We start from the raw sequence: 22,737 nt of genomic DNA on the forward strand, positions 1-22,737 counted from the left end.
TTCCGGTGCGGCGCCGTCTGGCCGGCCGCACCCCTGTGACGGGCGCTCGGGGCCGCGTCACACCTGCAGCAACCACCTGCCGCCGCCTATCAGTGAGCACACACTCACCGCGTGGAACAGGAACAGCCACAGTCCCGCGGGCACGTGCGTCAGGCGGGACAATTGGTCCGCGTCCGAGTCGCCCGCCCCGCCCCGCGCCCTCTTCGCCTGTAGCTCGAAAGCGGGACGCACTCCGCCCAGCAGCAGGAACCACACCACCGCGTACGCGAACGCCGCCTGCACCTGGGGCCCGGCGAGCCAGGACACCACCACGAACGTGCCGCCGGTGACCAGCACCGTCAGCGCCCCGTACGCGTTGCGGATCATCACCAGCATCGCCACCAGCAGGGCCGTCGCCGCCCACAGCAGCAGGGTGATGCGGCCGGCGGCGAGCAGGGCGGCGCCCCCGAGACCGAGCAGCGGGGGAGCCGTGTAGCCGGCCGCGGCGGTGAGGATCATGCCGATGCCGTGCGGCTTGCCCCGGCTGACGGTGAGGCCGCTGGTGTCGGAGTGCAGCCGTATGCCGGTGAGCTGACGTCCGGTCAGCAGGGCGACCAGACCGTGGCCGCCCTCGTGGGCGATGGTGATGGCGTTGCGCGAGAGCCGCCACAGCGTATGGGGGACCACTATGGCGAGTGCCGCCACCATGGTGCCCAGCACCACCCACAGGTCGGGGTCGGGTTGCAGTCCGATGAGCCGGTCCCAGAGGTCGGGCAGCGCGGTCGATGCGGTGCTGTCCATGTTTCCCGGTGGCTCCCTCTCGTCGAGATCAACAGGGGCGGCGCGGAGCGCCGTCGTTGGGGGGTGGTGGTCGGGTGGCGGGTGGGCCTGGCAGTGTGGCACGTATGTGCGGACGGTATGCAGCCAGTCGTGGGCCCGAGGATCTCGCAGGAATCTTTGAGATCGAGAAGTGGGAACCCGAGGAGATCCTGGAGCCCGACTACAACGTGGCCCCGACCAAGGAGGTCTATGCCGTCCTCGACCGTCCTCTCAAGGACGCCGAGGACCCGCGGCCGGTTCGGCAGCTGCGGAAGCTGAAGTGGGGCCTGGTCCCGAGCTGGTCCAAGACCCCCGAGGGCGCGGCCCGGATGATCAACGCGCGCGCGGAGACCGTGCACGAGAAGCCGTCGTACAAGAGGGCCTTCGCCACCCGCCGCTGCGTCATCCCGGCCGACGGCTACTACGAGTGGGTCACCGGGACCGGCGAGCGGGAGCTGGAGGTCGAGGGCAAGAAGAAGCGGCCGCGCAAGCAGCCGTACTTCGTGCTGCCCGCCGACGGCTCGGTCTTCGCGATGGCCGGGCTGTACGAGTTCTGGCGGGACAAGACCCTGCCCGACGACCATCCGCTGGCCTGGTGGGTGACCTGCTCCGTGATCACCACGGAGGCGGAGACCGGCCCGCTGGCCGTGTCCCCGGCCGACGGCCCACGCTCCCTCGCCGACATCCACCCGCGGATGCCGCTGATGCTGACCCCGGACCGCTGGGACACCTGGCTCGACCCGTCCCGCACCGACCTCGACGACCTGCGCTCCCTGCTCGCGCCGCCGCCCGAAGGGCTCATGCGCGCCTACCCGGTCTCCACCGCCGTCAGCAACGTGCGCAACAACGGGCCGGAGCTGCTGAAGGAGCTGGAGGGGCCCGAGGAGGGCACGCTCTTCTAGCCTTCTGGTGTGAAGACCGAGATCATCAGCACCGAGGCCGGGGACGCCCGCATCACCTGGCATCCGGCGAGGAAGGCGCGGCTCGTGCTGGCCGTCAGCCATGGCGCGGGCGGTGGCATCGAGGCGCGGGACCTCCAGGCGCTCGCCCGGGTGCTCCCCGGCCACGGGGTGAGCGTGGCGCTGGTCGAGCAGCCGTGGCGGGTGGCCGGCAAGAAGCTCGCGCCCGCGCCGAAGACCCTGGACGCGGGATGGCGGGGTCTGTGGCCCGCACTCGTGAAGCCCGGCCTCCCGGTGATCTCCGGCGGCCGCAGCGCCGGGGCCCGGGTCGCCTGCCGTACGGCCGTGGAGCTGGGCGCCGCCGCGGTGCTCGCCCTGAGCTTCCCGCTGCACCCGCCGGGCAAGCCGGAGAAGTCGCGCGCCGACGAGCTGCTCGGATCCGGGGTGCCCACCCTGGTCGTACAGGGCGGCAACGACCCGTTCGGAAAGCCCGGCGAATTCCCGGACGGATCGTTCGAGCTGGTCGAGGTGCCCTACGGCGACCATGGCTTCGCCGTGCCGAAGCGCGCGGAGATCACCCAGGACGAGGCCGTGACAGTCATCACGCAGGCGGTCTTGAAGTGGGTCGGGTCACTGGGGTAAAAGCCCGGGAATGCTGAGCCGTGAACCTCTGTTGAGACGGTCAGAAGCGCTGAGAACAGCGCGGACCGCCGTAGGAGAGGAAGACCGCCGCATGGGTTCCACCTTCTGCCCGAGCCGCAGCAGCCGTGCTGACCTGGACTGGACGGTGCTGCATGCGGCCAAGACCACCCCTATTCGGGGGGCGGCCGGGACGGGTAGTCGTCTATCCTCCAATTCCGGTGGCACCGGTTTCGTTGCTGCCCGGAATCTTGAGGAGGTGGGTCCGGTCACTGGGATCGACGCAGGGACCGACAACGGCCAGGCGGAGCAGCCCGAGGGCCAGGGCGCGAGCACGGAGTCGACTGCGGAGCGCACCGCGCGCTTCGAGCGGGACGCGCTCGAATTCCTCGACCAGATGTACTCGGCCGCTCTGCGCATGACGCGCAACCCGGCCGACGCCGAGGACCTGGTGCAGGAGACGTACGCCAAGGCGTACGCGTCCTTCCACCAGTTCCGCGAGGGGACCAACCTCAAGGCATGGCTGTACCGGATCCTCACCAACACGTTCATCAACTCGTACCGCAAGAAGCAGCGCGAACCCCAGCGCTCCGCGGCCGAGGAGATCGAGGACTGGCAGCTCGCGCGTGCCGAGTCGCACATGTCGACCGGTCTGCGCTCCGCCGAGTCGCAGGCGCTCGACCACCTGCCCGACTCGGACGTGAAGGAAGCGCTGCAGGCGATCCCCGAGGAATTCCGCATCGCCGTCTACCTCGCTGACGTAGAGGGCTTTGCGTACAAGGAGATCGCGGACATCATGGGGACACCCATCGGTACGGTGATGTCCCGCCTGCACCGCGGTCGCCGTCAACTGCGCGGCATGTTGGAGGACTACGCGCGTGAGCGCGGGCTCGTGCCGGCCGGTGCCGGGGAGTCGAACGAAGCGAAAGGCTCGGGCTCATGAGCTGCGGAGAGCCGCACGAGACGGACTGCAGTGAGGTACTCGATCATCTCTACGAGTTCCTCGACAGCGAGATGCCGGACGTCGATCGCGCCAAGTTCAAGCAGCACTTCAGCGAGTGCTCGCCGTGTCTGGAGAAGTACGGCCTCGAAGAGGCCGTGAAGAAGCTGGTCAAGCGGTGCTGCGGCCATGACGACGTGCCCAGCGACCTGCGCTCGAAGGTCCTGGGGCGGCTCGATCTGATCCGCACGGGGCAGACCGTGCCCGAGCACGACGTGACGGCCTCGCCGGTGACTCCGCAGGAATCCTGAGTATCCGCAGGAGTCCTGAGCAGCGATCGCCGTTCACTCGAACGTGCTAATCGGCAGGTGATCACCCCGCGCCGCCTCCCCCCACCGTCCTACGCTCCTCGCAACTGTGCGAACTGGGCTGGAGGGGCGACATGGAGGCGGTACCGGCCCGCGCGCGTGCGTACGTCGCCTGCGTCGCCGCAGCCGCATTCCTCTGTCTGCTGCCGCTGTCGGCCGTCCGTACCCCTTGGTGGGCGCTCGCCCTGCTCGCCGCGCTGTCCGCCGGATGCGAGCAGGCCGCCGCCCGGTGGCGGTTCGCCGGCACCTTCTATCCCGTCCTGCTCGCCGGGACCTTTCTGCTGCCGCCCCCGGCCGCCGCCCTCGTGGCGCTGCCGGGGGCGCTGCTGTCCCCGGTCGAGCGACGCCCGCAGGGCCTGCGCCGGCTCTGGCGGGCCGCACAGCTCGCGGTGAGCGTGTGGGCGGCCGCACGGGTGCACGGGGCGATGGGCGGCCGGGCCGCGGTCGAATCCTCCGACTTCCCGTACGCGCTGGCCCCGGCCGGGGTCGCGGTGCTCGTCTTCTGCCTGGTGCTGAGCCTGCTGGACGGGGGGATCCTGGCCCTCGCCGAGAGGATTCCGGTACGGCGGGCCTGGCACGGCCTGTTTCTCCGCTCCCTCGCTCCCGTGGCCGTGCACGGGCTGGCCGGACTCATGATGGCCGTGCTGTGGCGCAGTCCCTACGGTCCCGTCGCCGCGTTGCTCGTGCTGCTGCCGATGGGTGTGTCGGGGTGGGTGTTCGCGCAGTACCACCGGGAGCGGGCCGCCCACCAGGCCACCATCCGGGCGCTGGTGCAGGCCGTCGACATCAAGGACGAGTACACGCGCGGGCACAGCGAGCGGGTCGGACAGGCGTCCATGATGATCGCGCGGGAGCTCGGCATGGACGACGCCCGGATCGAGGTGCTGCGGTTCGCCGGGATCCTGCACGACGTGGGGAAGCTCGGGGTGCCGACGCGGCTGCTCAGGAAGGACGGCCCGCTGACGCCCGAGGAGCGCCGGGTCATCGAGCTGCATCCCGAGTACGGGCACGAGATGGTCCGGGGCATCTCCTTCCTCGGGGAGGCCAGGGCCGCCGTACTGCACCACCACGAGAGGCTGGACGGAAGCGGGTACCCGTACGGACTGATGGGCGGGCAGATCCCGGAGCCGGCACGGGTGGTGGCCGTGGCCGACGCCTTCGACGCCATGACGTCCACCCGTTCCTACCGGCGCGCCCGGCCCGTCGGGGCCGCGCTGGAGGAACTGGAGCGGTGCGCGGGCAGCCAGTTCGACCCGCGGATGGTGACGGCCCTCGTCCGCGCCCTGTCCCGGCACGGCTGGCACCCCGCGGTCACGGCCGACGAGGGCGACGAGCTCGGAGTGCCGCGTCCGCGCCCGACGGCGGCAGGGTGGCCGGGGGTACGCAGGTGAGCTCGCTGAGCGCGCGGAGGACGCCCCACCGGAGGTCACCGCTCCTCACCCTCGTCCACACCTCCGCCGTCCTGCTGGCCCTCGGCTCCCTCGCCCTCGTCCTGTGGACCGGTCTCGAGGAGCGCGGCACCGCCCTCGCCTTCGGTGTGCTGATCACCGTCGGTGAACTCAACCGGCGCAGCGGCCCGCACGTCAGGGAGGCCGCCCCGCTCGGCGCCGCCGGGGCGCTGTCTTACGCCCTGCTCGGCGAGGACGCCGGTGCGCCCACGCATCACGGCGCCGCCCAGGTCGTCACCGTGGTCCTCGCGGCCTCCCTCGTCGGCAGCGTGCCGCACGTCGGACGCGGCCAGGGCCCCACCGCCGACCAGCTCGCCCGCCGCGTCCTGACCGTCGGGTTCGCCGCCGTGTGCTTCCAACCCCTCTACAACCAGGGCACGTTCACCCAGTGGGACGGACCCGCCTACGCCCTGCTCCTGCTCGCCCTGCTCTCGCTGACCGCGCTGTGCGACGCCGTGCTCGCGGCCGCCCTCGCGCACTCCCGCACCCGCTGGCCGTTCGGCCCCCTGCTCCGGGACGAGCTGCGGGCCCTGCCCGGCATCGGGTCCGCCGTCGTCGCCACCGGGGCCGTGATGGCGCTCGCGGTGGCCGTCGTGGGCCTGTGGGCGCTGCCCGTCTTCTCGGTGCCGCTGCTGCTCACCCAGCTCTCCGTCCGCCGGTACGCCGCCGTCCGCTGCACCTACCGGCAGACCATCGCCTCCCTCGCCCGCGCCACCGAGATCGCCGGGTACACGCCCGCCGGGCACGCCCGCAGGGTCGCCGCGCTCAGCCGGGAGGTCGGGCGCGACCTGGGGATGTCCCGGCCCGAGCTCACCGTCCTGGAGTACGCCGCCCTCATGCACGACATCGGCCAGCTGAGCCTCGTCGACCCGGTCCCCGCCGGAGCCACCGCCGCCCTGCCCCTCGCCGAACAGCGCCGCATCGCGCTGCTCGGCGGGGCCGTCGTACGGCAGACGGGCGTGGACGCGGCCGTCGCCGTGGTCGTGGAGCGGCAGGCCGACCCCTGCCGGGAGCAGCCGCTCGCCGCGCGGATCGTACGGGCCGTCAACGCCTACGAGGAGAAGGCGCGGGACACCGGGCCGGGCGGGCCACTGACCGCGCTCGAGGAGCTGCGCCTGGGCACCGCGGGGGACTACGCTCCGGAGGTCGTGGAGGCGCTGGCCCGGGTACTGTCGAGAGACTGTCTGACCTCGCCCGTGACGGGGTAACCCATGGGTAATGAGCGCCCTTCCGAGCACACGTGGTTGGATGCGAGAGAGAGGGTGTCCGGGGGCACAGCCAGCCCACTCGACGGAACCGGCAGGCGGGAATCGTGAGGATCTTCGGCAAGGGACGGCACCGGCCCTCCGCTTCCTGGCGGCAGGCCACGGACCGCGCGTTCACGCTGATCGGCGACGGTCGGTACGAGGACGCGGGCGCGCTGCTGACACGTGCCGCGGACCTGGAGCCGTGGCTGTCCGAGTCCTGGTTCAACCTCGCACTCCTGCACAAGTTCCGGCACGACTGGGAGCAGGCGCGGGCCGCGGGGCTGCGTGCCGTGGCGCTGCTCGACCGGGAGACAGGGGCGCCCGACTGGTGGAACGTCGGCATCGCGGCGACCGCGCTCCAGGACTGGCCGCTGGCCCGGCGGGCCTGGCAGGCGTACGGACTGCGGGTGCCGGGCGGTGCCACGGCCTCCGGTGAACCGCTGGGGATGGACCTGGGCAGTGCCGCCGTACGGCTGTCCCCGGAAGGGGAGGCCGAGGTGGTCTGGGGGCGGCGGCTGGACCCCGCCCGCATCGAAGTGCTGTCCATCCCGCTGCCGTCCTCGGGGCGGCGCTGGGGCGAGGTCGTGCTGCACGACGGCGTCCCGCACGGTGAGCGGACCACCGCGTCCGGCCACGCCTATCCGGTGTTCGACGAGATCGAGCTGTGGGCGCCTTCGCCGGTGCCGACCTGGGTGGTGCTGCTGGAGGCGGCCACCGAGGCGGACCGGGACGCGCTGGAGCAGCTCGCGGCGGACGCCGGGTTCGCGGCGGAGGACTGGTCGTCGTCGGTGCGGCTGCTGTGTCGGATGTGCTCCGAGTCCCGGATGCCGTCCGATGAAGGTGACGGGGAGCATCTGGACCCCCACGACCACAGTGAGCCGGGGCATCCCGGGCCGCTGGGACATCGGACGGACGGGCAGTTGTGGGTGCCGGAGCGGGAGTGCGGGGTGGCTGCGCCGGCTTCGCTGGTTCGGGGGTTGTTGGACGGGTGGGTTGCGGACAGCCCTGATTCGCGTGACTGGCGGGATCTGGAAGAGGTCTGCTGAGACATCGCCGTACGCTGTAGCACTGAATCCCAGGTTTTCCAGGAAGGCATCCGTAGGTCATGGCCCAGCAGGACACCGATCAGCAGCACGCGGGCGTGCTCCCCGTCGACGACGAGGGGTTCGTCATCGACACCGAGGACGCCGAGGAGCGGGAGAGCGCCTGGCGTGAGCGCGGCACCTCGCGGCCCATCACCGTCGTCGGGAACCCCGTGCTGCACAAGGAGTGCAAGGACGTCACCGAGTTCGGTGAGGAGCTCGACCAGCTGGTCGCGGACATGTTCGCCAGCCAGCGCACCGCCGAGGGCGTCGGCCTCGCCGCCAACCAGATCGGCGTCGACCTGAAGGTCTTCGTGTACGACTGCCAGGACGACGAGGGCCGACGGCACGTGGGTGTCCTCTGCAACCCGAAGCTCGTGGACCTGCCCGCGGATCAGCGCCGGCTCGACGACAGCAACGAGGGCTGTCTGTCGGTGCCGACCGCGTACGCACCGCTCGCCCGCCCCGACTACGCCGAGGTCACCGGGCAGGACGAGAAGGGCAACCCGGTCAAGGTCCGTGGCACCGGCTACTTCGCCCGGTGTCTGCAGCACGAGACCGACCACCTCTACGGCTACCTCTACATCGACCGGCTCTCCAAGCGCGAACGCAAGGACGCGCTCCGGCAGATGGCCGAGAACGAGCCCCGCTACCCCGTGGTCGCCAACGACTGACGTCCCACCGCTCCCGCACGCACGGCGCCTGTTCAGGAATCACTCCCCGAACAGGCGCCGTTCGCGTGTGCGTCGCACGTTCGATCGGATCTGCTCACTTAGTGATCCGGTTTGCGTCACACATGGGGAGAATCTCGACACCGTGGGGTAGTGAATGAAGCAAATCCATTCCCAGAATGGTCAGTTGTGGTGCTGAATGGGAAGTGCGGGGATACGCAACGGCGCACGCCCGGTTCAGCGGCAGGGGCGTGCGCCAACTGGCGGCTGGAAGGGGTTTGTTCGTGCCTGCTTTCCCACACAGCACCACATCGACGCCGACGGCGATCGCGGTTCCACCGTCGCTCTCTCTCCCGGTGATCGAGGCAGCGTTTCCCAGGCAACTGCATCCGTATTGGCCCAGGCTCCAGGAGAAGACACGCACCTGGCTTCTGGAAAAACGGCTCATGTCGGCGGACAAGGTGGCCGAATATGCCGACGGACTGTGCTACACGGACCTCATGGCGGGGTACTACCTCGGCGCCCCAGACGAGGTCCTCCAGGCGATAGCGGACTACAGCGCGTGGTTCTTCGTCTGGGACGACCGGCACGACCGTGACATCGTCCACCGCCGTCCCGGCGCGTGGCGGCGGCTGAGGTTCCGGTTGCACGCGGGGCTCGACTCCCCACGGGATCATCTGCACCACGAGGATCCGCTGGTCGCCGCCTTCGCCGACTGCATGGTGCGGCTGTACGCGTTCCTGCCGCAGAGCTGGAACACCCGGTTCGCCGGGCACTTCCACGAGGTGATCGAGGCCTACGACCGGGAATTCCGCAATCGCACCAGGGGAATCATTCCCACGGTCGCGGAATACCTGGCCCTGCGCCGCCTCACCTTCGCGCACTGGATCTGGACGGATCTGCTGGAGCCGAGTGCGGGATGCGAACTCCCGGACGGGGTGAGGAAAAACCCGGCGTTCCGGCGGGCGGCCCTGCTGAGTCAGGAATTCGCCGCCTGGTACAACGACCTCTGTTCGCTCCCCAAGGAAATCGCGGGAGACGAGGTCCACAATCTCGGAATAAGTCTCATCAAGCACGAGGGGCTGACCCTCGAAGAGGCGATCCGGGAAATGCGGCGGCTGATCGGGAAATGCGTGGACGCATTCCTCGTGGTCGAGGCCGACGCCCTCCTTTTTGCCGACAGCCTCGACGACGGCACCGTGCGGGGAAAGGAACTGAGCACCGCCGTCCGGGCCTGTGTCCGCAATATGCGCAACTGGTTCAGCGCCGTCTACTGGTTCCACCACGAGTCCGGCCGTTACATGGTCGACAGCTGGGACGACCGGTCCACGCCCCCGTACGTCAACAACGAAGCGGCAGGTGAGAAATGACCGTCGAATCCGTGAAAACCGAAGCCACGGTGGCTCCCGAGTCGGGTGAGCCGCCGCTCGCGGGCGGGGGCGTCCCCGTCCTCGGGCACGGCCTGCGTCTGGCCCGTGATCCGCTGAGCTTCCTGTCCGGGCTGCGGCGGCACGGCGAAGTCGTCCGCCTCCGGCTCGGCCCCAAGACGGTGTACGCGCCCACCACCCCCGAACTGACCGGAGCCGTGGCCCTCAACCCCGACTTCATCATCGCCGGGCCGCTGTGGGAGTCCCTGGAGGGGCTGGTCGGAAAGGAAGGTGTGGCCACCGCCAACGGCCCGCAGCACCGGCGCCAACGGCGCATCATCCAGCCCGCGTTCCGGCTCGACGCGATTCCGGCGTACGGGCCGATCATGGAGGAGGAGGCGCAGGCGCTGGCCGAGCGCTGGCAGCCCGGCGAGACGGTCGACGCCACCCTGGAGTCCTTCCGGGTCGCCGTGCGCATCGCGGCCCGCTGTCTGCTGCGCGGCGCCTACATGGACGAGCGCGCCGAACGGCTGTGCGTCGCGCTCACGACCGTCTTCCGCGGGATGTACCGGCGGATGGTGATACCCGCGGGGCCGCTGTACAAGCTGCCGCTGCCCGCCAACCTCGCATTCAACCGCGCGTTGGCCGATCTGCATCGGGTGGTCGACGAGATCGTCGCCGAACGCAGGGCATCCGGTCAAAAGCCGGACGATTTGCTGACGGCATTGCTGGCCGCGAAGGACGCGAATGGCGACCCCATCGGGGAACAGGAGATCCACGACCAGGTGGTCGCGATACTCACCCCCGGCGGCGAAACCGTCGCGTCCACGATCATGTGGCTGCTTCAGGTGCTCGCCGAACACCCCGAACACGCGGACAAGGTGTGCGCGGAAGTCGAATCGGTCACCGGTGGCCGTCCTGTGGCATTCGAGGACGTACGGTCACTCAGGTACACGAACTATCTGGTGGTCGAGACCATGCGTTTGTGGCCCGCGGTATGGATATTGACGCGGCGGGCGGTACGCGACACCGAACTCGGTGGCTATCGCATTCCGGCCGGAGCCGACATCGTCTACAGCCCGTACGCGATCCAGCGCGATGCGAAGTCCTTCGACGACAGCGCGGTGTTCGACCCCTTGCGCTGGAGTCCCGAGCGGGCCAAATCGGTTCCGAAACACGCCATGAGCCCGTTCAGCACCGGCAACCGGAAGTGCCCGAGCGATCACTTCTCGATGGCCCAGCTGACGCTGCTCACGGCGGCGCTGGCGCGGAAGTACCGCTTCGAGCAGGTGGCCGGATCGGACGACACCCCCCGTCCCGGTATCACCCTGCGGCCGAACCGGCTCCTGGTGCGGCCCATGCCCCGGTGACGGGTCAGGCGGCCGCCTCCGGACCCTGGAAGGTGCGCCGGTAGGCGTTCGGGGTGGTGCCCACCGCGCGCAGGAACTGGTGGCGCAGCGCGGCCGCGGTGCCGAACCCGGCACGGCCCGCGATCGCGTCCACCGTCTCGTCCGTCGCCTCCAGCAGCCGCTGGGCCAGCAGCACACGCTGGCGCAGGATCCAGCGGTAGGGAGTCGTACCCGTCTCCTGCTGGAAGCGGCGGGCGAAGGTGCGCGGGGACATGTGCGCCCGCTCGGCGAGCTGCTCGACGGTGACGTCCTCGTCGAGGTGCTGCTCCATCCACACGAGCACCTCGCCGACGGTGTCGCACTTCGACCGGGGCAGCGGCCGCTCGATGTACTGGGCCTGTCCGCCGTCCCGGTGCGGCGGTACGACCATCCGCCGGGCGATCTTGTTGGCGACCTCGGGGCCCTGCTCCTTGCGCACGATGTGCAGACAGGCGTCGATGCCCGCCGCGGTGCCCGCCGAGGTGATCACCGGGCCCTCGTCGACGTACAGGACGTCCGGCTCGACCGTCAGCCGCGGATACGCGAGTGCCAGCTCCTCCGCGTGGTGCCAGTGCACGGTGCAGCGCCGGCCGTCGAGCAGTCCGGCCGCGGCGAGCACGAAGACGCCGGAGCACACGCTGAGCACCCGTGCCCCGCGGTCGACCGCGTCGCGCAGGGCTTCCAGCAGCTCGGGCGGGAAGTCCCGCGTCTCGTAGCCGGCGCAGGCCGGCACGGCGATCAGGTCGGCCGTCTCCAGCCGCTCCAGGCCGTGCTCGACGTGCAGGGCGAAGCCGGACCGCGAGGTCAGCCGGGGGCCCTCGGCCGAGGCGACCGCGAAGTCGTACACGGGCAGTCCGTCATCGCTGCGGTCGGTCCCGAAGACCTCGCAGACGACACCGAGCTCGAAGGGGTTCACGCCGTCCAGGACGACGGCGGCCACGTTCTTCAGCATGCTGCCAGTGTGCCTCAGGGCTGGCAGTAAATCGAGGGTGTGCGGCAGTCCTGCCACTGTTTGTCAGGAGTCAACGGCGCGAGAGTAGTGACATGACTTCAGCGCAGACAGAAGGACTGATCGCCATGCTGACTGTTTTCGCCATCTTCGTCCTCTTGCTCCTCCCGTCGGTGATCGGGATCGTGCACGACAAGCGCGTCGACCGTCAGATCAGGAAGGCGCGCGAGTACCGGACCGCACACGGGGTCACTCGAACGGTCTAATCTCTCCTGGATCAACAGGGGAGGACCATGAGACACAGACTGTGGGCCGTGGCAGGCGGGGCGGCAGCCCTGGCCCTGCTCACGGCCACCGGAGCCCATGCCGAGGGCGAGGGTGACATCAGGGTCACCAAGACCGTCGTGAACAAGGGCGGCAACGTGATCATCGGCACGGCGAAGACCATCAGGTACCCGATCGCGGTCACCGTCAAGGACGACTCGGGCGTCAGGAAGATCACGGATCTGAGCACGTTCAACAGGTCCAACGGCTACGGCTTCGTCACCTGGGACGGCGACTCGTCCTGCGTGAGGAAGAGCGCGACGACATCCGTGTGCACCGGCACGATGACCGTCGACCCCGCCTGGATCGCCGACAGCGACGACATCGACAGCAACAGGGTCGCCGGTGTCTGGCGGGTGGACGCCACCGTCAAGGCGAACGACGGCGACTACTGGATCTCGGACGACATCGCCGAGTACAAGGTCAAGCGCGCCGCACAGCTCACCACGGACGCGTCCCCCGAACCCGTCGCCAAGGGTGCCCGGCTCACCGTCAAGGGCAAGCTCTCCCGGGCCAACTGGGAGGACCTGAAGTACCACGGCTACCCGGGCCAGACGGTCAGGCTCCAGTTCCGCGCGGCCGGTGCCGCCCACTACGGCACGGTCAAGACCGTGAAGACGGACAACCTGGGCCAGCTCAGCACGAAGGTGACCGCCACGGCGGCGGGCAGCTGGCGCTGGTACTTCCCCGGCACCACGACGACCTCGCTGAAGGTCTCGGCCGGGGACGCGGTCGCCCTCAGGTGACCACCACGGTGACCCGCCACTCCTGAATGCCCTTGCAGGAGACTCGGCCGGTCTCGGTGGCGCACAGCGGACGCTGTGAACTCAGCCGCACCTGTCCCGCCGAGACCGCCTTGTACGCGGAACTCGCGTCACCGGGCAGCAGGACGATCCCGCTGTTGGTGGGCTCCAGTCCGCCGCCCTCGGTGGTGACCGGCTTCCAGGGGCGGCTCTTCGTCCCGTCCAGCGAGATTCGGAGCGTGTCGCCCACCGCGAGGCAGACCGTGCTGCCGCTGTCGTCGGCGTTCAGCTGCGAGGCGGATGTGCAGCCCGGCGACGGCGACGCGGACGGGGACGACGAGGGCGGGGGCGACGACGAGGGCGGCGGCGACACGGTGTCGCCGCCGCCCCCTTCGCTTCCGGCCTCGGCCCCGCACCCCGCGAGCAGCAGGGTCAGTGCCGCGAGGGCGAGGGCGGTGCGGTGGGTCGTAGGGCGCATGGGGTGGCCTCCTCGTCGATGAGACGTTCCGCACGCGTACCCGGATCCACCGACTTTTGACAGAGGCCCGTCAGAAGGCGGAGCTGGGTCAGAAGTCCTCGTCCAGGTCGACCGTGCCCTCCACCGCCACCTGGTACGCGGACGGACGCCGCTCGAAGAAGTTGGTCAGCTCCTGGACGCCCTGCAGCTCCATGAAGGAGAACGGGTTCTCCGAGCCGTACACCGGCGCGAAGCCGAGGCGCGTCAGGCGCTGGTCGGCGACGCACTCCAGGTACTGGCGCATCGACTCGGTGTTCATGCCCGGTAGCCCGTCGCCGCACAGGTCGCGCGCGAACTGGAGCTCCGCCTCCACCGCCTCCGCCAGCATGTCGGTGACCTCCTGCTGGAGCCGGTCGTCGAACAGCTCCGGCTCCTCCTTGCGGACGGTGTCGACCACGTCGAAGGCGAAGGACATGTGCATGGTCTCGTCGCGGAACACCCAGTTGGTGCCGGTGGCGAGGCCGTGCAGCAGGCCCCGGCTGCGGAACCAGTAGACGTACGCGAAGGCACCGTAGAAGAACAGGCCCTCGATGCACGCGGCGAAGCAGATCAGGTTGAGCAGGAAGCGGCGGCGGTCGGCCCGGGACTCCAGGCGGTCCAGCTTCTCGACCTCGTTGATCCACCGGAAGCAGAACTCGGCCTTCTCGCGGATGGAGGGGATGTTCTCGACGGCGTCGAAGGCCGCCGCCCGGTCCTCCGGATCGGGAAGGTAGGTGTCCAGGAGCGTCAGATAGAACTGGACGTGCACGGCCTCCTCGAAGAGCTGCCTGCTCAGGTACAGGCGCGCCTCGGGGGAGTTGATGTGCTTGTAGAGGGTCAGCACCAGGTTGTTCGCCACGATCGAGTCGCCCGTCGCGAAGAACGCGACCAGCCGGCCGATCAGGTGCTGCTCGGCGGGGCTGAGCTTCGCGAGGTCGGCGACGTCCGAGTGGAGGTCGACCTCCTCGACGGTCCAGGTGTTCTTGATGGCGTCCCGGTAGCGCTCGTAGAAGTCCGGATAGCGCATGGGCCGGAGGGTCAGCTCGAAGCCCGGGTCGAGAAGGTTCTTGGCTTCGCTGGTCATTACTGGCAGGCCTCGCAGGACTCGGGGTTTTCCAGGGAGCAGGCGACGGCGTCTTCCGGGGCCGCCTGCTGGACGGGGACGGTGGCCTGAGCCGCGCGGGCGATACGGGTCGCCGGGCGCGAGCGCAGGTAGTACGTCGTCTTCAGCCCGGACTTCCAGGCGTACGCGTACATCGAGGAGAGCTTGCCGATCGTCGGCGTCTCCAGGAAGAGGTTCAGGGACTGGGACTGGTCGAGGAACGGGGTCCGCGCCGCCGCCATGTCGATCAGACCGCGCTGCGGGATCTCCCACGCCGTGCGGTACAACGCCCGTACGTCCTCCGGGATCCACGCGAAGCCCTGCACCGAGCCGTTCGCGTCCCGCAGCGCCTCCCGGGTGCGGGCGTCCCAGACGCCGAGCCTCTTCAACTCGGCCACCAGGTACGAGTTGACCTGGAGGAACTCGCCCGACAGCGTCTCGCGCTTGAACAGGTTGGAGACCTGCGGCTCGATGCACTCGTACACGCCGGCGATCGAGGCGATGGTGGCGGTGGGCGCGATGGCCAGCAGGAGGCTGTTGCGCAGACCCGTGCCGGCCATGCGCTCGCGCAGTGCCGCCCAGCGCTCGGGCCAGGCGAGGTCGGTGGCGTAGTGGTCCGGGTGCAGCACACCCTGTGCCGTACGCGTCTTCTCCCAGGCCGGCAGCGGACCGCTGCGCTCGGCGAGGTCGGCGGAGGCCTCGTAGGCGGCGAGCATGATGCGCTCGGCGATCCGCGTGGACAGCGCCTTGGCCTCGGGGGAGTCGAAGGGCAGGCGCAGCTTGAAGAAGACGTCCTGGAGGCCCATCGCGCCGAGGCCGACGGGACGCCACTTGGCGTTGGACCGCCCGGCCTGCTCGGTCGGGTAGAAGTTGATGTCGACGACCCGGTCGAGGAAGGTCACGGCGGTGCGCACGGTGGCGTCCAGCCGCTCCCAGTCGATGTCGCCGCTCGTCGTGTCGACGAACGCGCCGAGGTTCACGGACCCCAGGTTGCAGACCGCGGTCTCCCCGTCGTCCGTGACCTCCAGGATCTCCGTGCACAGGTTGGAGGAGTGCACGGTGTGGCCGGGCAGCGCCGTCTGGTTGGCCGTGCGGTTGGCGGCGTCCTTGAAGGTCATCCAGCCGTTGCCGGTCTGCGCGAGGGTGCGCATCATGCGGCCGTAGAGGTCACGGGCCGGGATGGTCCTGCGCGCGAGCCCCTCCGCCTCGGCCTTGCGGTAGGCCGCGTCGAACTCCTCACCCCACAGGTCGACCAGCTCGGGCACGTCCGCGGGCGAGAAGAGGGACCACTCGGCGTCCGCGTTCACCCGGCGCATGAACTCGTCCGGGATCCAGTGCGCGAGGTTCAGGTTGTGCGTACGGCGGGCGTCCTCACCGGTGTTGTCCCTGAGCTCCAGGAACTCCTCGATGTCGGAGTGCCAGGTCTCCAGGTAGACCGCGGCCGCGCCCTTGCGCCGGCCGCCCTGGTTCACGGCGGCGACCGAGGCGTCGAGGGTCTTCAGGAACGGGACGATGCCGTTGGAGTGCCCGTTGGTGCCGCGGATCAGCGAACCGCGCGAGCGGATGCGGGAGTACGAGATGCCGATGCCGCCGGCGTGCTTCGAGAGGTTGGCGACCTGGTGGTAGCGGTCGTAGATGGAGTCGAGCTCGTCCTTCGGGGAGTCGAGGAGGTAGCAGGACGACATCTGGGGGTGCCGGGTGCCGGAGTTGAAGAGGGTGGGGGAGGAGGGGAGGTAGTCGAGGCGGCTCATGAGCCGGTAGAGCGCGGCGACTTCGTCCAGGGCGTGGACCGTGTCGTCCTCGGCGAGGCCGGACGCCACCCGGAGCATGAAGTGCTGGGGCGTCTCGATGACCTTGCGGGTGATCGGGTGCCGCAGGAGGTAGCGGCTGTACAGGGTGCGCAGCCCGAAGTAGCCGAAGCGGTCGTCGGCCTCGGTGTCGACCAGTGCGTCGAGCCGCTCGGCGTGGACCCGCACGAACTCGGCGGTCCGGTCGGCGATGAGGCCCTCGCGGTGGCCGACGGCGACCGATGCGGTGAACGAGGTGACGCCCTGTGAGGCGGCCTCGGCGGCGATGGAGACGGTCAGCAGCCGGGCGGCCAGCCTGCTGTATGCGGGGTCCTCGGAGATGAGGCCGGCCGCCGCCTCGGTGGCCAGCTCGCGCAACTCCGCGATCATCTCGGCGGAGGCTCCCCGTGCGGACCGGCCGCGCAGCGCGGCGGCGGCGACCCGGCCGGGGTCGGCGTCGGGGAGGTCGGCGGTCAGCGCGGTCAGGGTCCGCAGCAACGCGGTGCCGGGACCGTCCTCGTCCACCGGGGTGGTCGCTGAAGCCGGGTCGGCTGGCGCGATGGTCACGTGGGGCTCTCCCTCGCTGGGCACGGGGGCCTTGCGGAGGGCAGGGGGCAGCACACGAGCGCGCACGGCGTCGCGTCCACCGGCCCATTCCACGAGGCCCGGACGTCATGACACCCGGGCCGGTATGGCACGGGCACGCTGTCGACAGGTCCTCGGACTGACGCTCATATGCGCTCAAGCACGCATGAGTACACCGTTGCGGGACAGTTCCGGATTCGCACCGGATTCCCCTGCGGCGACAGCGAGCATGAGCATACATCTTGTGCCGGGTGGGAGAAGCAGGCCCATATGTTGTGTCGCGGTGACTTCAGAGCGTCAACTTGTAGGTGAGGAGCGTGAAGTCGTCGCCGGGTATCGGCTTCCAGTCGCGCTCGGGGACGCGGACGAATCCGAGGCGTTCGTAGATGCGGTGGGCGCTGTGCATCGTGGGCTGGGTGCACAGGACGATGCCGGTGGCCGTGGCGGTCGCGCGGTCGACGCAGGCCTGGACGAGGGCTTGTCCCACGCCTCTGCCGCGGGCCGGGTGAGCCACCGCGAGCATGCGGATCTCCGCCTCTCCGGGGCGGGCGAGGTCGGCCAGGGGGCTGTCGGAGGGGACGAGGGTGACTCCGCCGAGGATGTCGTCGTTCTCCGTGGCCACCAGGACGTCAGCGGCGGACGCCCGCTTGGCCACGTCCTTGAGTTCTTCGAGGTACCAGTCGCTGTCACCGAACAGGAGAAGCCCGTCCTGGAGGTAGGCCTGGGCGGAGATCTCGCCGAGGCGTTCGTGGTCGGCGGGCACCGCGGGGCGAATCAGGAACTCCATGCGGGTGAGTGTGCACGACGGGTACGACGACGGGCCGCCGGACGAGAACTCCGACGGCCCGTGCACACCGTGACTAGTGGGTCGTACTCGCAGTGGCCGGCGGGAGTTCCACCTCGACGCCCGGGTCACCCGCGTCCGCCGTGTAGTCCTCGGGGCTGGTCTCGTCCACGCCGTCGGGGGCCTTCAGCGCCTTCAGCACAAAGGTCAGGACCACCGTGACGACGACGTTGAGCACGAACGCCGTCAGGCCGATGTAGCCGATCTCGCCGATGCCCGGGATCTCCTTCGCCGAGCCGCCGAAGTGCTTCTGGGTCGGAGAGGCGACGCCGTATGCGGCGACCGTGCCGTAGACCATGCCGACCGCCCAGCCGGCGAGCAGGGCCCAGCGGTGGAACCAGCGGGTGAACAGGCCGCCGACCAGGGCCGGGAAGGTCTGCAGGATCCAGATGCCGCCCAGGAGTTGGAAGTTGATGGCCACCGTCTTGTCCATGGTGAGGACGAAGACCAGGGCACCGACCTTCACCAGGAGCGAGACCAGCTTGGAGACCTTGGTCTCCTGTGCTGGCGTCGCGTCCGGCTTGATGAAGTCCTTGTAGATGTTGCGGGTGAAGAGGTTCGCGGCCGCGATCGACATGATGGCCGCCGGGACCAGCGCGCCGATGCCGATCGCCGCGAAGGCCACGCCCGCGAACCAGTCGGGGAACATGTCCTCGAAGAGCTGCGGGATCGCCAACTGCGGGTTGGTGACCTTGACCCCGGCCGCGATCGCCATGAAGCCGAGCAGCGCGAGCAGGCCCAGCATCAGGGAGTACAGCGGCAGGATCGTGGTGTTGCGGCGGATCACCTCACGGCTGCGCGAGGAGAGCGTCGCCGTGATCGAGTGCGGGTACATGAAGAGGGCGAGCGCGGAGCCCAACGCCAGCGTGGCGTAGGTCCATTGGCCCGCCTCCAGCGGAACCAGTCCGCCCGCCTTGGCCGCCGTGTACTTCTCGCTCGCCGCGCCGAAGACGTCGTCGAAGCCGCCCAGCTTGATCGGGATGTAGATGATCGCCACCGCGATGACGATGTAGATCAACGTGTCCTTCACGAACGCGATCAGCGCGGGGGCGCGCAGGCCCGAGGAGTAGGTGTAGGCCGCGAGGACACCGAACGCGATCAGCAGCGGCAGGTCCTTGACGAACCAGTTGGTGTTCTCGCCGCCGCCGACACCCATGACGTCGAGAACCGCCTGGATGCCGACCAGTTGGAGCGCGATGTACGGCATGGTCGCGAGGATGCCGGTGACCGCCACCGCCAGCGACAGGCCCTTGGAGCCGAAGCGGCCGCGCACGAAGTCCGAGGTCGTCACGTACCCGTGCTTGTGGGAGACCGACCACAGGCGGGGCAGGAACGTGAAGATCAGCGGGTACACCAGGATGGTGTACGGCACCGCGAAGAAGCCGGCCGCGCCCGCCGCGTAGATCGCCGCGGGCACCGCGACGAAGGTGTACGCCGTGTAGAGGTCGCCGCCCAGCAGGAACCAGGTGACCCAGGTGCCGAACGACCGGCCGCCCAGGCCCCATTCGTCGAGGCTCTGCTCGTTCTCGGCCTTGCGCCAGCGCGCGGCCAGGAAGCCCATGACCGTGACGGCCAGGAAGAACAGGATGAAGACGGTGAGAGCCACGCCGTTGACGCCGTCGTTCACTTGGTACCTCCCCGACGGGCGCGCTGGTCACGCTGCCAGAGCTGGTAGGCGGTCATCGTCAGCGCGGTGGAGATCAGCACCCACAGCATCTGGTACCAGTAGAAGAACGGGATGCCGATGAACGTGGGGTCGACCTTGGCGTACGAGCCGACCCACAGCATCGCCACGAACGGGGCGAGCAGGCAGAGGGCGATGACCACCCGCATCGGTGTCACCGCCGGTGGTCTCACTTCAGGTGTGTCCGACATTCCGCGGCTCCGTCCCCTCGCTGATCACCTGTAACGCGCAGGCAATGTAGGTCACGGTGTCAGGTGAGCGGAAGACCTCGTCCGCATATCGGTATGTCGATTCTGTGAAGCACCGGCATCAGTACCGGCAGCAGCGTCAGCGGCAGCGGAATCCCTGGCGCGATCTCCTTCCTGACGGTCCGTCCTCATGTGCTCGAACGCCTTCCGCGTCGGCACCGGCGCCCGCGGGTGGTCTTTGCGCACATGGGCGACATAGCGGTTGTACGCCGACTCGCCGGTCAATTCGCGGACGTACCAGCGCAGACCCGCAGGGCGTCGGTGAGCACCACCACGATCAGCGGCGCGAGGACGGCCGTTGCGGAGGCGGTGATCCGGACCGTGCCGGGGAGATGGCCCATCTGCGCGGCCCGTACCGGGCCGACGAGCGGACCGGCGCCCGCGATCGCGGCGAAGTGGTGGCCGAGCAGGACGCGGCGGTCGGTGGGGTGGAAGTCGATGCCGTCGTCGAGCGTTCGGCCGGGGTGGCCCTGCTCGCGTCGACCTTCAGGACCTTGTGCGCGATGAACTTCGGGTAGAAGCGGTAGCCGATCGCGTACGACCCGAGGGCGGCCGCGACCATCCAGGCGGCGGAGACGTCCTCGCCCGGGCGAGCGCGAGCACGGACCAGCCGGCGGCCGACCAGGGCGACGAGGGTCCAGATGACGACGGTTCGGACGTTCGCGGTACGCACGGGACGGTCCTCCCGTCCAGATGGAGTCGGGAGGACCGTAGAGCAGGAAGCGTGGTCGCGCTACAGGGCGTGCATCAGTCGAGGGGCCGCTTGAGCCTGGCCACGAACTTGTACCGGTCGCCCCGGTAGACCGACCGCACCCACTCCACCGGCTCGCCCGTCTTGTCGAACGAGTGCCGGGACAGCATCAGCATCGGCAGACCCACGTCGGTGCCGAGCAGGCCGGCCTCGCGTGGGGTGGCCAGCGAGGTCTCGATGGTCTCCTCGGCCTCGGCGAGGTGGACGTCGTAGACCTCGGCGAGCGCCGTGTAGAGGGACGTGTACTTGACGAGCGACCTGCGCAGGGCCGGGAAGCGCTTGGCGGAGAGGTGGGTCGTCTCGATGGCCATCGGCTCGGCGTTCGCCATGCGCAGGCGCTCGATGCGCAGCACCCGGCCGCCGGCGGTGATGTCGAGGAGCTCGGCGAGCCGGTCGTCGGCGGTGATGTAGCCGATGTCGAGCAGCTGCGAGGTGGGTTCGAGGCCCTGGGCGCGCATGTCCTCCGTGTAGGAGGTGAGTTGCAGCGCCTGCGAGACCTTCGGCTTGGCGACGAAGGTGCCCTTGCCCTGGATGCGCTCCAGACGTCCCTCGACCACCAGTTCCTGGAGGGCCTGGCGCACGGTGGTGCGGGAGGTGTCGAACTCGGCGGCGAGCGTGCGCTCGGGCGGTACCGGCGTGCCGGGCGACTGCGTCTCCGTCATGTCGAGCAGGTGCTTCTTCAGGCGGTAGTACTTGGGCACGCGCGCGGTACGGACGCCTGCCCCGCCCTCGGTCTCCGCACTGCTGACGTCGCTGCTCATGGTCTGCCTTCCCGGCTCCGGATGCGGGTCACTTCGTGATCCCTTCTGTATACCGGCGCCGCCTCTTTTGGTCTAGTCCACAGAGGTAAGTGGTCTAGCGGACGACAGTACTCCGCCGCCGCTGTTTTCGCTGACTTCTTTACTAATGGTTCCTGCATATGTAGGTCGCATAACGGCTGGTCAGGGCCGTTTCGAGCACTCTTGACAGGCTTCATGGTCTGGTCCAAGCTCCCCCTACTGGTCTACACCATTGGTCCAGGTCCCGGCCTGTGGGCGGGAGGTGTGGGCATCCCTGAGGAGGGTGGCGTGAAGCGCAAGCTGATAGCCGCGATCGGTATCGCGGGCATGGTGGTCACCGTCGCGGCGTGTGGGGGCAGCGACAGCGGAAGTTCGGACAACAGCGGCACGGACGCCAAGGAGCTGACCGTCTGGCTCACCGTCGACGCCCAGAACAACTGGCCCGAGCTGGTGAAGGCCGCGGACGCGGCGGTCCAGAAGAAGCACCCCGGCATCAAGATCAACCACGAGTACTACGGCTGGCCCGACAAGAACACCAAGCTCGACGCGGTCCTCGCCACCGACAAGGCCCCCGACGTGGTCGAGATGGGCAACACCGAGATGCTGGGCTACATGGTCAAGGGCGCCTTCGCTCCCCTGGACACCTCGAAGTTCACCAACTCGTCCGCCTGGCTCGACGGCCTCAAGGCCTCGGTGACCTACGACGGCAAGACCTACGGCGTCCCGTACTACGCCGGCGGCCGCGTCGGCAACTGGCGCAAGGACGTCTTCGCCTCGGTCGGCGTCAAGTCCACCCCGAAGACCTACGCGGAGCTCACCGCCGCCCTGGACAAGGTCCAGAAGAAGGAGGGCGACAAGTTCTCCGCCTGGTACCAGCCCACCCGTGACTGGTACGCGGCCATGTCCTTCGTCTACGACGCCGGCGGCTCCATCGCGGTCGAGTCGGGCGGCCAGTGGAAGGGCAACCTCTCCTCGCCCGAGTCCGTCAAGGGCCTCACCGCGTTCAAGAACGTCGTCGACAAGTACATGCACGGCGACAAGACCAAGGACGAGTCCGACCGCTACATCGTCTACGGCCAGGGCAAGTCCGGCATGATCTTCGGCGCGGCCTGGGAGGGCGCGACCTCCGCCGACCCGAAGAACGACAAGACCGGCAAGCTCAAGGACAGCCTCGAGAACTTCGTGATGCCGGGTCCGTCCGGCAAGAACCTGCCCGTGTTCCTGGGCGGTTCGGACCTCGCCGTGCCGGTGAAGTCGAAGGCGCAGGCCGTCGCCGCCGAGTGGATCAACGCCTTCACCGGTCCCTCCGGTCAGAAGGGCCTGATGGCCAAGGGCAACCTGCCCAACAACAAGACCGACCTCGCCACCCTGAAGAACGACCCGGCGACCGCGGTCCCGGCCACCGCGGCCGAGGCCAACTGGTTCGTCCCCATGGCGCCCGGCTGGGGTCAGGTCGAGAAGGCGCAGGTCCTGCAGAACATGCTGCAGAGCATCGGCACCGGCAAGAAGTCGGTCGAGGACGCCGCCAAGGAGGCGGACGCCGCGATCGACAAGGTCATCAACAACAAGTGACCTGAGGCAGGGCCCCGTTGAGAACG

Annotated in this window: 22 protein-coding genes, 2 pseudogenes and 1 riboswitch; of the genes and pseudogenes, 13 read left to right on the forward strand and 11 right to left on the reverse strand. The window is 69.3% G+C overall.

Annotated elements, in window-relative coordinates; translation table 11 throughout:
- Positions 1-57 precede the first annotated feature (57 nt).
- Complete coding sequence (locus H293_RS0120995) at positions 58-780, reverse strand: M50 family metallopeptidase (protein ID WP_020119815.1); 723 nt, start codon at positions 778-780, stop codon at positions 58-60.
- A 104-nt stretch (positions 781-884) separates the two neighbouring features.
- On the opposite strand from H293_RS0120995, the gene H293_RS0121000 reads away from it, so the two are divergent.
- From H293_RS0121000 to H293_RS0121045, 10 genes are all read left to right on the forward strand, one after another.
- Complete coding sequence (locus H293_RS0121000; RefSeq protein ID WP_020119816.1) at positions 885-1,700, forward strand: SOS response-associated peptidase; 816 nt, start codon at positions 885-887, stop codon at positions 1,698-1,700.
- Positions 1,701-1,709: 9 nt separating this feature from the next.
- On the forward strand, positions 1,710-2,339 hold the full coding sequence (locus H293_RS0121005; protein WP_020119817.1) for an alpha/beta hydrolase family protein: 630 nt from the start codon (positions 1,710-1,712) through the stop codon (positions 2,337-2,339).
- A 256-nt stretch (positions 2,340-2,595) separates the two neighbouring features.
- Positions 2,596-3,279, forward strand: a complete 684-nt coding sequence (sigR, locus tag H293_RS0121010; protein WP_007384596.1) for an RNA polymerase sigma factor SigR — start codon at positions 2,596-2,598, stop codon at positions 3,277-3,279.
- The gene (gene rsrA, locus H293_RS0121015) at positions 3,276-3,587 is read left to right on the forward strand and encodes a mycothiol system anti-sigma-R factor (protein WP_020119818.1); all 312 of its coding nucleotides are present in this window, start codon (positions 3,276-3,278) and stop codon (positions 3,585-3,587) included. The genes sigR and rsrA overlap by 4 nt, the downstream gene beginning before the upstream one ends.
- 131 nt (positions 3,588-3,718) lie before the next feature.
- On the forward strand, positions 3,719-5,035 hold the full coding sequence (locus tag H293_RS0121020; RefSeq protein WP_020119819.1) for an HD-GYP domain-containing protein: 1,317 nt from the start codon (positions 3,719-3,721) through the stop codon (positions 5,033-5,035).
- A gap of 5 nt (positions 5,036-5,040) precedes the next feature.
- Positions 5,041-6,300 (forward strand): HD-GYP domain-containing protein, encoded by a 1,260-nt coding sequence (locus tag H293_RS0121025; protein WP_028808054.1) that lies wholly within the window; start codon positions 5,041-5,043, stop codon positions 6,298-6,300.
- Positions 6,301-6,404: 104 nt separating this feature from the next.
- Entirely contained in the window at positions 6,405-7,385 is a 981-nt protein-coding gene (locus H293_RS0121030) for a tetratricopeptide repeat protein (protein WP_020119821.1), read from the forward strand.
- 59 nt (positions 7,386-7,444) lie between these two features.
- Positions 7,445-8,095 (forward strand): peptide deformylase, encoded by a 651-nt coding sequence (def, locus tag H293_RS0121035; RefSeq protein WP_020119822.1) that lies wholly within the window; start codon positions 7,445-7,447, stop codon positions 8,093-8,095.
- Between the two features lie 281 nt (positions 8,096-8,376).
- The gene (gene cyc1 / locus H293_RS0121040) at positions 8,377-9,462 is read left to right on the forward strand and encodes an epi-isozizaene synthase (RefSeq protein ID WP_106968369.1); all 1,086 of its coding nucleotides are present in this window, start codon (positions 8,377-8,379) and stop codon (positions 9,460-9,462) included.
- Positions 9,459-10,829 (forward strand): bifunctional albaflavenone monooxygenase/terpene synthase, encoded by a 1,371-nt coding sequence (locus tag H293_RS0121045; RefSeq protein ID WP_020119824.1) that lies wholly within the window; start codon positions 9,459-9,461, stop codon positions 10,827-10,829. The genes cyc1 and H293_RS0121045 overlap by 4 nt, the downstream gene beginning before the upstream one ends.
- A 4-nt stretch (positions 10,830-10,833) precedes the next feature.
- On the opposite strand, the gene H293_RS0121050 is transcribed toward H293_RS0121045, so the two are convergent.
- Positions 10,834-11,799: a GlxA family transcriptional regulator gene (locus H293_RS0121050; RefSeq protein WP_020119825.1), complete on the reverse strand. Its 966-nt coding sequence runs from the start codon at positions 11,797-11,799 to the stop codon at positions 10,834-10,836.
- Between the two features lie 125 nt (positions 11,800-11,924).
- On the opposite strand from H293_RS0121050, the gene H293_RS59230 reads away from it, so the two are divergent.
- Positions 11,925-12,062 (forward strand): hypothetical protein, encoded by a 138-nt coding sequence (locus H293_RS59230; protein ID WP_020119826.1) that lies wholly within the window; start codon positions 11,925-11,927, stop codon positions 12,060-12,062.
- A gap of 27 nt (positions 12,063-12,089) precedes the next feature.
- Entirely contained in the window at positions 12,090-12,866 is a 777-nt protein-coding gene (locus H293_RS0121060; protein WP_199790181.1) for a hypothetical protein, read from the forward strand.
- On the opposite strand, the gene H293_RS0121065 is transcribed toward H293_RS0121060, so the two are convergent.
- The 9 genes and pseudogenes from H293_RS0121065 to H293_RS0121100 form a co-directional block, all read right to left on the reverse strand.
- Positions 12,859-13,341, reverse strand: a complete 483-nt coding sequence (locus H293_RS0121065) for a hypothetical protein (RefSeq protein WP_020119828.1) — start codon at positions 13,339-13,341, stop codon at positions 12,859-12,861. The genes H293_RS0121060 and H293_RS0121065 overlap by 8 nt on opposite strands.
- Before the next feature lie 88 nt (positions 13,342-13,429).
- Complete coding sequence (locus H293_RS0121070; protein ID WP_020119829.1) at positions 13,430-14,443, reverse strand: ribonucleotide-diphosphate reductase subunit beta; 1,014 nt, start codon at positions 14,441-14,443, stop codon at positions 13,430-13,432.
- Positions 14,443-16,815: a ribonucleoside-diphosphate reductase subunit alpha gene (locus H293_RS0121075; protein WP_020119830.1), complete on the reverse strand. Its 2,373-nt coding sequence runs from the start codon at positions 16,813-16,815 to the stop codon at positions 14,443-14,445. Before H293_RS0121075 ends, H293_RS0121070 begins: the two co-directional genes overlap by 1 nt.
- A 126-nt stretch (positions 16,816-16,941) precedes the next feature.
- Positions 16,942-17,070: riboswitch (cobalamin riboswitch) on the reverse strand.
- A gap of 52 nt (positions 17,071-17,122) precedes the next feature.
- Positions 17,123-17,620, reverse strand: coding sequence for a GNAT family N-acetyltransferase (locus H293_RS0121080; protein ID WP_028808055.1), 498 nt, complete (start codon positions 17,618-17,620; stop codon positions 17,123-17,125).
- Positions 17,621-17,693: 73 nt separating this feature from the next.
- A complete protein-coding gene (mctP, locus tag H293_RS0121085) occupies positions 17,694-19,304 on the reverse strand; it encodes a monocarboxylate uptake permease MctP (protein ID WP_020119832.1) in 1,611 nt (536 codons plus the stop codon).
- Entirely contained in the window at positions 19,301-19,552 is a 252-nt protein-coding gene (locus H293_RS0121090; protein WP_028808056.1) for a DUF3311 domain-containing protein, read from the reverse strand. The genes mctP and H293_RS0121090 overlap by 4 nt, the downstream gene beginning before the upstream one ends.
- Before the next feature lie 136 nt (positions 19,553-19,688).
- Positions 19,689-19,855 (reverse strand): annotated as a pseudogene (locus H293_RS54995) (YbdD/YjiX family protein).
- 17 nt (positions 19,856-19,872) lie between these two features.
- A pseudogene (locus H293_RS0121095) lies at positions 19,873-20,282 on the reverse strand (carbon starvation CstA family protein); the annotation flags it as partial.
- Positions 20,283-20,356: 74 nt separating this feature from the next.
- Entirely contained in the window at positions 20,357-21,121 is a 765-nt protein-coding gene (locus H293_RS0121100) for a GntR family transcriptional regulator (RefSeq protein WP_020119834.1), read from the reverse strand.
- Between the two features lie 306 nt (positions 21,122-21,427).
- Here H293_RS0121100 and H293_RS0121105 point away from each other — a divergent pair, with 306 nt between their 5' ends.
- Positions 21,428-22,711: an extracellular solute-binding protein gene (locus tag H293_RS0121105; protein WP_020119835.1), complete on the forward strand. Its 1,284-nt coding sequence runs from the start codon at positions 21,428-21,430 to the stop codon at positions 22,709-22,711.
- Positions 22,712-22,737 lie beyond the last annotated feature (26 nt).

The sequence above is a fragment of the Streptomyces canus 299MFChir4.1 genome, from assembly GCF_000383615.1.
GTDB lineage: Bacteria > Actinomycetota > Actinomycetes > Streptomycetales > Streptomycetaceae > Streptomyces > Streptomyces canus_C.